Raw genomic sequence first — 12,668 nt, 5'->3', positions numbered from 1 at the left:
CACCGTCCGTCACTCGGTAATGAGGCTCCACAAGCCCCCGGCGCTCGCGTGCATTGCAGCGTCGGTGATGACGTCGTCCCAGTAGCGCATCGAACCGAACTCCGATCGCCACGCGAGCGCGGCCCTGGTGAATTCATGCAGGCGGTGCTCACGGGTGGTGCCGATGGCGCCGTGCACTTGGTGGGCGTTTCTCACCACGACGGATGTCGCGTGGCCCGCACACGAACGCGCCGCGGCCACAAGGAATTCCAGGGTCGGGCTCGCCCACTCTGCCGTGACGCCGGCCGTCAACGCCGCCTCGGTTGCGGCCCTGGCGAGCGCGGCCTCGGCGGCAACGTCGGAGACCAGGTGCTGAACGCCTTGAAATTTCGACAACGGGCGTCCGAACTGGGTTCGTGAGGTGACGTGCTCGATGCAGAGTTGCAGTATTTCGTCCAGGGCGGCACACACCTGGATCGCCCGCACCAACCCCGACTTCAGCCGCAGCTGGCTGACCAGGGCCGGGCCGATGGGCGTTCCCTGCAAGCCGGAGAGCTCGGCAGCCACGGTGTCGCGTGGTTCACCGATCAAATTGGCGCCGGGGGTGATGGTGAGCGTCTCGGCTGCAACGTCGGCGACGCGATATTGCCCGTCGGCGCGCCATACGACCACCACCCGTTCGGCCGCGCTCGCCCACGGCACGTGCGTCGCGACGCCATGCGTGTCGACCACGCAGACCGTCCGCGCCGCGCCGTCGGCGGCCGACCCGCAGGCCTCCAAGAGCCAGCATGCCAACAAGTCGTGCTCCGCCAGCGGGATCCGAATACCGCTGCGCACCGCCGCCTTCAGGAGTTCGGCCGCCTCGTACCACCCAGCCCCGCTGCCGCCGTGCTCGACCGCACCGGTGAGGCGCAGCAGACCGAGCTCAGCGAGCTGGTGCCACAGGTCAGAGCCCCGCTCGACGAGCTTTTCGCCCACGAGCTTTTCGCGGCGACCGGCAAAGACGGCACCCATCATGTCGGCCAGGGCTTCGTCGACGGACGGCCAGGCGCTCACCGCAGCCCCAATCCGCGGGCGACGACTCCGCGAAGCACCTCATTGGTGCCGCCGCGCAGAGTAAACCCCGGGCGCTGGTCCACGGCGGCACGCACCAACTCCGCGAAGATCCGATCGGGGAAGTCCTGCAGGTCGGCGAACTCGGCGATGTCGCCTTCGGTGGTGGTGCCGAGCACCTTGACCAAGGCGGCGGGGATGTCGGCCGGCTCGCGCCGTTCCAACGCGCCGGCAACCGCGGTGGACATGTGGTGCAGACCGGTGACCCGCGCAACGAGCCTCCCCAGCTCCGCGTTGCGGGGAATGGCATTCGCCGCCATCCGGTCGGCGCAGGCGGCCAGCAGCACGAAGGTCGACAGGTAACGCTCGGGTCCGCTCCGCTCGAAGCTCAGCTCGGAAGTCACCTGCCGCCAGCCGTCACCGATTGCGCCGAACACCATGTCGTCGGGGACGAACGCCTCGTCGAGTACCACCTCGTTGAAGTGGTGGGCGCCGTTCATCGAGACGATCGGGCGCACGTCGACCCCGGGCCCGCGCAGGTCGACGATGAACTGGCTCAGTCCGGCGTGCCGGTGCTCTGGATCCAGTGGCGCTGTTCGGGCGAGCACGATGAACGCGTGCGCGAGGTGTGCGCCCGACGTCCAAACCTTGGTGCCGGTCAGCGACCAGCCTCCGTCGATGCGCAGCGCCCTGGTGCGCACGCTGGCCAGGTCGGAACCGGACTCCGGCTCGCTCATGCCGATGGCGAAGAAGCACTCGCCGCGCACGATCCGCGGCAGGAAAGCCAACTTCTGTGACTCTGTTCCGTATTTCAGCAATGACGGCACGATCTGCCGGTCGGCGATCCAGTGCGCAGCGACGGGGGCGCCTGCGGCGAGCAGCTCCTCGGTGACGGCGAACCGCTCCAGGAACGAACGTCCGTGGCCGCCATATTCGACGGGCACCGTCATTCCCAACCAGCCGCGCGCCGCGAGCGCGGCGGTGAAGTTTTCATCCCATCCCGACAGCCAGGCGTCCACCGACGGGGTGAACGCCCCGGCCGCCCGTTGGTCGTCGAGGAACTGCCGCACCTCGTCGCGAAGGCCCTGCGTCGACAACGGGTCGATTGAGGTAGGGGGCACCAACCGGGAGAACGCCATCACCGTATCTTCCACCCTGCGCGTTTCACCGATCAGCTGATCCCGGGCTGAATCGCTCGCGCAGCATGCGTTTCAGCAGCTTGCCGCTGGGGTTCTTCGGTAGGGAATCGACGAAGAAGATTCGCTTGGGTGTCTTGAACCCGGCCAGGTGCGCGCGACAGTGCGCGAGTATGTCGCCCTCGGCGAGGTCGACGCCGTCGCGCAGCACCACCGCCGCGACGACGGCCTCGACCCAAACCGGGTGGGTCAGGCCGAACACCGCGACTTCTTCTACGCCGCTGTGTCGGTAAATGACTTCTTCGACTTCCCGGCTTGCGACGTTTTCCCCGCCGGTCTTGATCATGTCCTTCTTGCGGTCCACGACATGAAGCAGCCCGCGCTCGTCGTAGTAGCCGAGGTCGCCGGAATGGAACCATCCGCCCCGGAAGGCCTCGGCTGTCTTCTGTGAATCGTCCAGGTAGCCCAGCATCAAATGCGGGCTGCGATGGGCGATTTCACCGACGACGCCCGGGGCAAGGGGGGCGCCATCGTCATCCAGGATCGCGGTCTCCACGTTCGCGACCGGACGCCCCGCCGAACCTGCGTGCGCGTCCTGTTCGTCGGGGCCGAGCGCGGAGGCCAGCGGCGCCATTTCGGTCTGGCCGTAGAAGTTCCACAACCTCAGGCGCGGCAGGCGCTCCCGAATCTCGCTGAGGATCTCGACCGGCATCGCCGAGGCGCCGTAATACCCTTTGCGCAGGCTGGACAGGTCGACGGTGTCGAAGACGGGTGATCGCAGCAACGAGATCCAGACCGTCGGTGGGGCGAAATAGTTGGTGACGGCGTAGCGCTCGACAGTGCGCAGGACGAGTTCGGGATCCGGCCGCGGCAGGATGATGCTGGTAGCGCCGAGATAGACATCGGTGGCCAGGAAATTGTCGAGTTGTGCGCAGTGGTAGAGCGGCAGGGAATGGATCTCGACATCGTCGGCGGACATGTCGCCGGCCAGGATCGTGCTGATGTAGTTCCACATCAGGCTTCGGCTGGTGTGCATGGCGCCCTTGGGTCGCGATTCGGTGCCGCTGGTGTACATCAGGCGCAGTAGTTGGTCGTCGTGGATATGGGGGCGTGGGGCCGTCGATGTAGTGCTCAGCCACTCGGCGAAGTCGGGCCAGCCAGCCGGGGCGGACTGCCCGGGTGGCAGCAGCGCCGCCTTCGTCGTTACCGATCCGCCCAATCGCATGGCTTGGTCGGCGGTGGGTGTCAACGCCGCTTCGACGATGAATCCTCGTGCGCCACTATGGCCGAGGATGTAGGAGACCTCCTCGGCGGTGAGCATGAAGTTGACCGGGACGAGGACGACCCCAGCCCGGGCAGCAGCGAATACCAGTACGGCGTATTGCCAGCAGTTGTGCGACAAGAGCGCCAGTCGCTCGCCGGCTCTAAAACCGTTGTCGCCCAACGCCGCCGCCGCGCGGTCCACCAGGTTCTCGAGCTCGGCGAAACTCAGCACGACATCACCGTCGACAATCGCGATCTTGTCCGGGTGCCTGCGCGCAGGCCGGCGGGGGATATCGCCGAGCGCATGACTGCGTGCGCGCACGACGGTGACGTCAAGGTCGCCCAACTGCATGCGGGCCACCGTAGGCGCCGACAATCGACGATTTGTTGCCGGTGTCCCGCTGAGTAGACAAGGGCTGCCCGATAACGGTGGGCGGCGGCGATACTCGGCGTCATGAGCACTGGCGCAACCGCGAGAGCCGACCGCACCGGGCGCGAGGGCGTGGATCGCGACGAACTGCGGGACAACCTGGCTCGGGCCGACCCCGGCGTGCTCGTCGCGGTACTGACGCAACTCACCGGTGACGCAGGGGTGGTCGACCGCTTCGCGCCGAAGATCACCCACGTGCCCGACCCGCCAGAGCAGGCGGGGACTACCGACCCGGAGACGAGGGCGGCCATCGTCGAGGCAGTGGTCAGCGCGCTGCAGATGCCCCGGTCTTTTCACGCTGCCGGTGCCGACGACCCCGACCTGTTCGCGCGGATCGCGCCGGTCGCACTCGGCGGAACGATCGACCCCGAGTACATCCCGCTGCTGTTGGAGCAGGGCGGATTCCAGCCGCCGCAGCCGGTGCTGCCCCGCACCGCGAAGCTCCCCGACGACTTCCGGGTGGCTATCATCGGCGCCGGTATTGCGGGATTGACCGCCGCGTTGGAGTTGGCCGACGCCGGCGTGAACTACCAGATTTTCGACCGTCATGACGAGGTAGGCGGAACCTGGTACACGACCACCTATCCCGGAATCGGCGTGGACACGCCCTCGGCGTACTACTCGTTGTCGCGCGACATCAACGGCGACTGGTCCAGCTATTACCCGATGGGGCCGGAGTATCAGTCCTATCTGGTGTCGGTGGCCGACAAGTACGAACTGCGGCAACGCACCCGCTTCGGTACCGAAATCGAAGCCCTTCGGTGGGACGACGAGCGTCATCAGTGGCAGATCAGTGCGCTGGGTCCCGGCGGTGCCCGTGAGATCAGCTACGCCAATGTGGTGATCCCCGCCGCCGGCTACCTCAACCGGCCACGCTGGCCGCAACTGAGTGGAAGGGGGACTTTCGCCGGAGTCGAAGTCCATTCAGCGCAATGGGATCCCGGTCTAGATCTGACCGGCAAGCGGGTTGCCATTATCGGTGCGGGATGCACCGCGGTGCAGATCGTCGACGCGTGCGTCGACCAGGTGTCGCACCTGACGGTGTTCCAGCGCCAGCCGCACTGGGTGGCGCCGCGGCGGCGGCTGACCGATGAGGTGCCCGACTATCAGCGATGGCTGGGTACCCGGTTGCCGTTCTACGCCAATTGGATTCGGCTCAAATCCTATTGGGGAACCGCGGACAACAACTACCCCGTGATCTTGTACGACGCCGACTGGGCGCGCGGCCATCTGTCCGTTTCACCGGCCAACGACGCGCTGCTGCAGATGTGCCTAAAGTACATCGACGACGTCTTCGGCGCCGGTAGCGAACTCGCGCGCAAGGTCACGCCGGACTTCGCGCCGTATGGCAAGCGGATCATCCGCGATCCCGGCGGATATTATGCGGCGCTGGCCCGCGAGCACGTCGACGTCGAAGCGAGCGAGCCGGCCCGAGTCAACGAGGCGGGCATCGTGACGTCCGACGGCCGGCAGATCGACTTGGACGTCATCGTCTACGCGACCGGCTACCATCTGGATTTCCTGTCCACCATCGACATTCAGGGGCGAGACGGCAAGAAGCTGGCCGACGAGTGGGGCAATCGACCGCGGGCTTACCGCGGTGGAACCGTCCCCGGGTTCCCCAACTTGTTCATCTCGTCGGCACCCAACTACAGCCCCGGACACGGCGCGGGCCACAATTTCGGCGTCGAGGTGATGGTGCACTACGTCATGGAATGCCTGCAGCTCATGGCGCTGCGAGCGGCGTCGACGATCGAAGTGAGGCAGCGCGCTTACGATGACTACGTCGCCGACATCGACGCGACGATGCAGGGCACGGTGTGGTGTCACACCCCGTCCGCGCACACGTACTACCGTTCTGGCGGCGGGCGGATCGTGACGGCCTTCCCATATCGGCTGCTCGACGTATGGCGTGATCACCGTGCACCGGTTGAGGACGATTTCGAGTTGCGATGAGCGAGTTGCTCTCCGGCAGGACGGCTTTGGTCACCGGCAGTAGCCGCGGGATCGGCCGGGCGATCGCCCAGCGCTTGGCTGCCGAAGGCGCCACCGTGGCAGTCACGGCCCGTTCACACGCCGTGTCGTCGTCCATCCGCGGTGGGGCGGCCACCACGCTTCCAGGCACCGTCGGCGAGACGGTCGAGTTGATCGAAGCCGCCGGCGGGAAGGCATTCGCCGTCGCGGCCAATCTCGAGGATGCCGCGCAGCGCGACGGGCTGATCGACGCGGTGCTCGACCGCGCCGGCCGCATCGACATCCTGGTCAACAACGCCGGTTTCGCGGATTACTCCCTCGCGGAGGACATGAGTCTGGAAATGTTCGACCGTACGGTAGAGCACTACCTGCGCACGCCGTTCGTCTTGACGAAAGCGACTGTGCCGCAGATGCGCAAGCAGGGCGCAGGCTGGATCGTCAACATCGGCTCGGTGACCGGCGTCGCCCCAGTGCGACCGTATCGCGACTACAACAAGACCTCGGGCGACGTGATCTACGCGTCATGCAAGGCCGCGCTGCATCGCTTCACCCAGGGCGTCGCCGCCGAATTGCTCGATGCCAACATCGCGGTGAATTGCGTCGGCCCATCGACTGCCGTCCGCACTCCCGGTGCGGCCCAGCTCATTCCGAATGGGTTCCCGACCGAGCCGGTGGAATACCTGGCCGAGACCGTGCTGGCGATGTGTCACCTGCCCGCCGCCGAGCGCACCGGGCTAGTCGCGTTCAGCCTGCACTTTCCGTGGTCGCAGCAACTGCCCGTGCACAGCCTGGATGGAACCGCGGTGCTGCCGCCGCTGCCGCCACCGCAGACGGCCAACCCGAATATCCGGGCGGCGGGGCTCTAGCTCGCCGCCTCCACGCCGCTCGTCCGTCAGGTGAGAACCCGGTCGCCGCAGAGGCAGAAGCTGTGGCAGACGCGGTCGTGGATGATGACGTCGGGACACTCGGGGTCGAACCAACGGTCCACGACGGCCCAGTGGATCGGATGCATCAAATACGGCCCCAACAGCCCGTCGACGTCGGAGAACTCTTGCTCGAACACGTGGGTCCAGGCGGAGGTTCCGACGCCCTCGGACACCCGGCTCAGCTGCCATGCGCGGATGGACGAGACATAACGCGCCATCGATGACAGTTCGTGCTCGAAGCGGGCGACGATCGCGCCCGGCGTGTCGGAGGACACCCGAAGCAACAGTGCGCGATACACCGTGCCCGGGGTTTCGCTGCGGCGAACGGGTCTGCCCCGATAGTTGGCACCGTTGACCCGGGTGACTGCGAAGTCGGTGAGGAGAGGGGTCAATCGCCTCAGGGCTAGACCGGCCCGGTCTTCGGCATCGAACCTCAGGTGCAGCAAGATGTCTCCGCCGTTACGCGCCCCCGGCAAAGTCGGCTGCACCACCCAGCGCAACGCTCGGGCGTCGCGGGCGGCCGCCCGCAACGCGGTGAGCATCCGGTCGCGTTCGTCCTCGATGACGTCTAACAACCTGGTGACGCTAAACATCGCAAAGTCGGTCCACGTCCTCGGGGGCCGCGGCGAACGATCGGGACCGCTCCTGCACGAGTTCGGCTATGTTGCACCACCATTCGCCGAGGGCCGGGTCCGGCCTGCCCTTCCACGTCATCTCCCACCACGCGCGCACGTCGGGCAGCGTCCAGGTGATCGTCACGATGTTGGTTTCGTCATCGAACCAGATCGGCGGGCTGACCAGAATATCGCGCAACGTCATTCCGCGCTGCCGTGCGCCGGGGGCGTACTCGGCGAGGTAGGCGTCGACGAACCGTCGAGCGCAGCCGGGCCGGGTAACCACCCGGTCGATCACGAAGACGTGGCCGCCCGACATGTGCACGCGTTCACGCGTACTGAAGGGCGGGCCGCGTCGCCGGACCTGCGGGACGCAGCGGGCGCAGCGGCTGCAGGGTTGGAGCGACGCGTTGCGGGCCGTCTTCGACGTTGCGCCAGATGCCCATCGCGGTCATGCGCACCGGGGCCGTCAGTCGCTGGTCGAACATCATGCGGTTCATTGGACCGCACACCGACACCGCGGCCACCGCCTCACCCGGCCCGCCGATCGGTGCCGCCACACAGCCGAAGCCGAGCAGTGACTCCTCGCGCTCGAACGCGACGCCGTGGGCCCGCACCTTGGCTAGCTCGATGGCAAGCTGGGTGCCGCTGGAGATCGAGTATCTCGTCTTCCGAACCCGCAGATCGATTTCGGCATCCTCGTCGCGATAGGCGAGGATCGCCTTGCCGACTGCGGTGCAGTGGGCGGGTTGGCGACCACCCACCCGGGTGGGGATTCTCTGGTCACCGATCTTGTCCAGGTACACAACGTCGGGGCCGTCGAGCACGGCCAGGTGCACGACAAGGCCGGTGGCGCGGTGCAATTCACCCAGCAACGGGCCGGCCGCCCGCACCAGCCGGTCCTGATGCACGGCGAGCGATCCGAGTTCGACGAGTCGCATGCCCAACTCGTAGTCGCGACCGCTGCGGCGCAGCCAGCGCAGCTGCACCAGGCGTTCGAGCATCCGATGCGCCGACGAGCGCGGCAGGCCGGTGCGCCTGACGATCTGCGCCAGGGTGAGCCGCCCCGGACCCTCGAAGGCGTCGAGAACCAGCGATATGCGGTCGATGACGGCCGTGGGGGTGGCGGGTTCGGCGATACCTGACATCGATCCTCCAATGTGCCTGACCGATATATTCCTATTAGGAATATATTCCTAGCACACCGGTACGGCGCTTGTCACGCATAGCGGCCCGGGGCGTCGGGGGCGTAGGGCTGTGTGGCGGCGGCGGTGAGGTATGCGGCTGGGCTCAGCCCTTGGCCGCGGACCGGCCCGCGCGGCGGCCGTAGAAGCTGCCGTCACCGAGCGAGATACCGCTGGCGTAGCCCCACGCGGCCAGTCCGGCGGTGCAGCGCCCGGCGGCGAAGAGACCGGGGATGGGTTCTCCGCTGACGTGGAGCACCTCGGCGTCCAGCGTGGTGGCCAGGCCGCCCAGGGTGAAACCGCCGGTGTTCTCCCGCAAGTCGATGGCGCCGACCGGAGAACCGATGGGCTTCAACCACTCCGGCTTCTTGTGCAGCAGCGGGTCCTCGCCCCGGGCGGCGCCCTCGTTGTAGGCCGCGACGGTCGCCTGCAGGGATCCCGGCGCCAGGCCCATGTCGCGTTCCAGGTCGGCGACGCTGTCGGCCACCCAGGTCGCCGGGCGCAGCATGAATTTCGGGGACCACGACGCCATCGCCTCTTGCTGGGCGTCGTCGTCGATGATCAGGAACGCGATGTTGTCCTGCTGGTAGAGCGTGAGCTGGCCGATGCGGCCCGGGTAGGTGTCCTCGGCGACGTAGCGCTGGCCGCGGCCGTTGACCAGGATGCCGCGCACCAGTTGCTGGGGGTCGATGAAGATCGCGACCTCGGTGGCGTCCATGTGCGCCAAATCGGCGCCCAACGCCTGGGCCATGCGGATCGCCTGTCCGTCGTGCTGCTCGATGGATGCGGCCGGGCGGCCCGCGATTCGCGGGGCGTAACGGGCCACCATCGCGTCGTTGTAGGCGAAGCTGCCGGTCGCAAGCACCACGCCCGTGCGGGCACGGACCGCGATGTCGTTGCCGTACTGGCGCGCGCGGATCCCGACCACCCTGCCGTCGGCTTCCACGATGAGGCGTTGGACCCGCACGTCGTAGAGCGCGCGTGCGCCGGCGGCGGTGGCCGTCTCGACGAGCGGCTTCATCAGCATGTAACCCGCGCTGGCTTCGCCCTGCTTCTTGTTCGACATCTGCGGGACGTGCCCCCGCGGGGCGGGGGAGGCGATCGTGTTGAAGGGGTACGCGTTTTCGCCGCCGCTGTACATCAGGCCCTGGTCACCCATCGGTTCCCAGCCGGGCTCGGAAAAGAACTCCGCTTTGAACGGAACGCCGCAGCCGACCAGCCAGTCGAAGTGGGCGACGCTGCCGGCGCAGTAGTCGGCGATCCGCTTCTCGTCGGCGCCGGGCCCCATCGCGACGTTGAGAAAAGCCGCCATGTTATCGACGGAATCGTCGAAGCCACAAGCCTTTTGCAAGGGCGTGCCCCCGCCGAGGTAGATGAACCCGCCGGCCATCGCCGCCGCCCCGCCCCAGGACCCGGTGCGTTCCAACACCAGCACGTCGGCGCCGGAGCGTGCCGCCTCCACCGCCGCGGCGGCGCCGGCCACCCCGTAGCCGGCGATGACCACGTCGGCCTCGTCATCCCACGACGTGATTGATGCGGCCGGGACCGGCGTGACCTCGGTATCCGGCGTCATAGCCGCATGGCCGCGGGCATTTCGCCGATCCACTGGTGGCCCCAGTAGCTGTCGGCGGTGATTTCCTCTGCGGTGTAATAGGTTTCGTCGACGCGCATGCCGTCGGTGCCGAACTCGATGTCCCAGTCGCCGGGCGCGCGGACGTAGAACGACACCATCTTGTCATTGGTGTGCCGGCCCAGCGTGGAGGACAGCTGGAAGCCCTCGGCGTTCACGCGGTCCAGAGCCTGGCCGACGGCGTCCAGGCTGTCGACCTCCACCATGATGTGCACCAGGCGCGGGTCGCGCTGATGTGCGGCAGGCACGATCGCCAGGCTGTGGTGGCGTTCGTTGATGCCCAGGAAGCGAACCCGCACGGGCCCAAACTCTTTCGGCAGCGGCACCCGGAACGCGCCGCGGGCGCGGAAACCCAGCACCTCGGTGTAGAAGTCGAACAGCCCGCCCGGGTCCATCGCCGGCACCACCACATGGCCCATGCCCTGATCGCCGGTGACGAATTTCGCGCCGAACGGGGTGACGACGGGGCTGTGGTCGAGCACCGCGCCATGGAAGACCTCGAGCGTGGTGCCGGCCGGGTCCTCGAACGTGATCACCTCTTCCACGCGGCGGGCCTCGGCCTCGTCGGCGGACAGTTGCTTGAACGGGGTCCCCGCGGCGTCCAGGGTCGCCTTGACCCGTTGCAGCGCCGGGCGGTCACGGACCTCCCAGCCGACGGTCAGCACCCGGTCGGTCTCACCGGGCACCACGATGAGCCGGGCGGCGCGCTCGTCCATCCGCAGGTACAGCGCCTCGGGGTCGGAACCCTTGCCCTCGGCGAAACCCAGGACACCGAAGGCGAATTGTCGCCAGCGGTCGATGTCGTTCGTCGAAATGGTGATGTAGCCCAGGCTTTTCAGGTCGGTCAACGTGCTCTCCTAGATCAAAGCCCGCAGTGGGCCCTCGGGCGGATCGATACCCAGCGAACTCAGCGCCGACGCGTGATAGGTCGTGCCCGGCATGTGGATGGCGTGCAGCTGGCCGACATGGACATCGCGCCAATACCGTTGCAGCGGCTTGTCCATCCGGGCCGCGTTGCCGCCCGAGCGGGCGAAGATCTCGTCGACCGCCGCCACCGCGCGCCACACCGCACGGATCTGGGTGCGTCGACCGGCCGCGCGGTCGGCGAACGACACCTCCTTGCCTGCGGCGACCATGTCGTAAATGCGGTCGGCGTTGGCCAGCAGTTCCTGGCGTGCGGCGTTGATGTCGGCGGCCGCCTCGCCGACGGCGAACATGACGTAGGGGTCGTCCTTGATCGCGGTGCCGGTGGCGCCGACGCGCTCGCGCTGGTAGTCCAGGTGCGCGGCCAGGGCCCCCTCGGCGATGCCGATCGTCGCCGCCGAGATGCCCAGCGGGAACATCGTCGACCACGGCATCAGATACAGCGGCTCGGTCATGCCGGCCTCGCGCTGGGCGGTGCCGTCCATCACCTTCGTCGCGTCCATCGTCCGGTAGGACGGGACGAACGCATCCTTGACGATGACGTCCTTGGAGCCGGTTCCACGCAGCCCCACCACGTTCCACGAGTCCTCGACGATCTCGTAGTCCTTGCGCGGCAGGATCATATGCAGCATCTGCGGCGGCATGATCGGAATGCCCTTGTCGTCGCCCAGCATCGCGCCCAGGATGATCCAGTCGCAGTGGTCGGTGCCCGAGCTGAACTGCCAGCGGCCGTTGAAGAGGTAGCCGCCGTCGACAGGTTTGGCCACCCCCTGCGGGGCGTACGGCGAGGCCATCCACGTGTCGACGTCGTCGGCCCAGATTTCGGCGGCGACCCTCGGGTCCGCGTAGGCCAACTGGTAGGGGTGCACGCCGACCACGCCGACAATCCAGCCGGCCGCCGGGTCCAGCGCCGCGGTCGCCATCGTCGTCTCGGCGAACTCGCGGGGATGGACCTCGAATCCCTGATATTGCTTGGTTTGCAGCAGCCGGATCAGGCCGGCGCCCTTCATCTGCTTGACCGTGTCATCGGTGAGCCGGCCGATCCGCTCGGCCTCGGGGGCCTGGTCGCGCAACTGGTCCGCCATCGCCACGACCCGGTCGAGTACCCGTTCGCTCATGTTGGTGTCCTTTACGTCTGGGGCTTAGTAATGGTCTACCGCAGTTGGTGCCTCAGCCGAAGCCCTTCCCGATGAGTGGAAGCAAAAGCGCTCAGAATTCAATGCACAATGCGGCGCTCACGGGCCGGGCCTGGCACGCCAGGATCAGTCCGTCCAGCCTGTCGCCTGGCTCGAGGATGTCGTTCACGATCGTGTCGACCTCGCCCTCGACGACCGTCGCCACACAGGACCCGCAGCGGCCCTCCCGGCACGAGTGGGGCACATCAATGCCCGCACCGAGCAACACGTCGACGAGCGTCTGATCGGGTGGCCAACGAAGCCGGTGACGCCGACCACGCACGTCGACCTCCAGCCGCGCAACCTCCGCCATGCGGGGGATCGTCTGCCTCCGAAAACGTGCCCGCCAACGTGCGCGCCCGATGGCCGGGACAACGTCA

12 protein-coding genes are annotated in these 12,668 nt (G+C 67.4%); 2 read left to right on the top strand and 10 right to left on the bottom strand.

Features of this window, described 5'->3' with window-relative positions; translation table 11 throughout:
- Positions 1-9: 9 nt before the first annotated feature.
- Genes A5781_RS17855 through A5781_RS17845 form a run of 3 tightly spaced genes read right to left on the bottom strand, consistent with a single transcriptional unit; the run spans position 10 to position 3,783 of the window.
- Positions 10-1,035 (bottom strand): acyl-CoA dehydrogenase family protein, encoded by a 1,026-nt coding sequence (locus A5781_RS17855; RefSeq protein WP_067209126.1) that lies wholly within the window; start codon positions 1,033-1,035, stop codon positions 10-12.
- On the bottom strand, positions 1,032-2,171 hold the full coding sequence (locus tag A5781_RS17850; protein WP_067209122.1) for an acyl-CoA dehydrogenase family protein: 1,140 nt from the start codon (positions 2,169-2,171) through the stop codon (positions 1,032-1,034). The genes A5781_RS17855 and A5781_RS17850 overlap by 4 nt, the downstream gene beginning before the upstream one ends.
- A 25-nt stretch (positions 2,172-2,196) precedes the next feature.
- Entirely contained in the window at positions 2,197-3,783 is a 1,587-nt protein-coding gene (locus A5781_RS17845; RefSeq protein ID WP_067209119.1) for an acyl-CoA synthetase, read from the bottom strand.
- 102 nt (positions 3,784-3,885) lie between these two features.
- On the opposite strand from A5781_RS17845, the gene A5781_RS17840 reads away from it, so the two are divergent.
- A complete protein-coding gene (locus A5781_RS17840; RefSeq protein WP_067209116.1) occupies positions 3,886-5,817 on the top strand; it encodes an NAD(P)/FAD-dependent oxidoreductase in 1,932 nt (643 codons plus the stop codon).
- The gene (locus tag A5781_RS17835; protein ID WP_067209113.1) at positions 5,814-6,701 is read left to right on the top strand and encodes an SDR family NAD(P)-dependent oxidoreductase; all 888 of its coding nucleotides are present in this window, start codon (positions 5,814-5,816) and stop codon (positions 6,699-6,701) included. The genes A5781_RS17840 and A5781_RS17835 overlap by 4 nt, the downstream gene beginning before the upstream one ends.
- A 26-nt stretch (positions 6,702-6,727) precedes the next feature.
- Here the strand turns inward: A5781_RS17835 and A5781_RS17830 are convergent, their stop codons facing one another.
- From A5781_RS17830 to A5781_RS17800, 7 genes are all read right to left on the bottom strand, one after another.
- A complete protein-coding gene (locus tag A5781_RS17830; protein ID WP_067209110.1) occupies positions 6,728-7,354 on the bottom strand; it encodes a Dabb family protein in 627 nt (208 codons plus the stop codon).
- Positions 7,347-7,694: a hypothetical protein gene (locus A5781_RS17825; protein ID WP_067209107.1), complete on the bottom strand. Its 348-nt coding sequence runs from the start codon at positions 7,692-7,694 to the stop codon at positions 7,347-7,349. Before A5781_RS17825 ends, A5781_RS17830 begins: the two co-directional genes overlap by 8 nt.
- A gap of 10 nt (positions 7,695-7,704) precedes the next feature.
- Positions 7,705-8,514, bottom strand: a complete 810-nt coding sequence (locus tag A5781_RS17820) for an IclR family transcriptional regulator (RefSeq protein WP_156624770.1) — start codon at positions 8,512-8,514, stop codon at positions 7,705-7,707.
- A gap of 151 nt (positions 8,515-8,665) precedes the next feature.
- Positions 8,666-10,132 carry an FAD-dependent oxidoreductase gene (locus A5781_RS17815; protein ID WP_067209102.1) on the bottom strand — a complete coding sequence of 489 codons (1,467 nt, stop codon included), beginning with the start codon at positions 10,130-10,132 and terminating at the stop codon, positions 8,666-8,668.
- A complete protein-coding gene (gene bphC, locus A5781_RS17810; RefSeq protein ID WP_067209099.1) occupies positions 10,129-11,037 on the bottom strand; it encodes a biphenyl-2,3-diol 1,2-dioxygenase in 909 nt (302 codons plus the stop codon). Before bphC ends, A5781_RS17815 begins: the two co-directional genes overlap by 4 nt.
- A gap of 9 nt (positions 11,038-11,046) precedes the next feature.
- Positions 11,047-12,231, bottom strand: a complete 1,185-nt coding sequence (locus A5781_RS17805; protein WP_067209096.1) for an acyl-CoA dehydrogenase family protein — start codon at positions 12,229-12,231, stop codon at positions 11,047-11,049.
- 91 nt (positions 12,232-12,322) lie between these two features.
- The gene (locus tag A5781_RS17800; RefSeq protein ID WP_067209094.1) at positions 12,323-12,601 is read right to left on the bottom strand and encodes a 2Fe-2S iron-sulfur cluster binding domain-containing protein; all 279 of its coding nucleotides are present in this window, start codon (positions 12,599-12,601) and stop codon (positions 12,323-12,325) included.
- Between the last annotated feature and the right edge of the window lie 67 nt (positions 12,602-12,668).

It is taken from the genome of Mycobacterium sp. 852002-30065_SCH5024008, assembly GCF_001665645.1.
GTDB lineage: Bacteria > Actinomycetota > Actinomycetes > Mycobacteriales > Mycobacteriaceae > Mycobacterium > Mycobacterium paraffinicum.
Note: the sequence above shows the minus strand (reverse complement) of the source record. Positions and strands in the feature narration are given on the sequence as shown.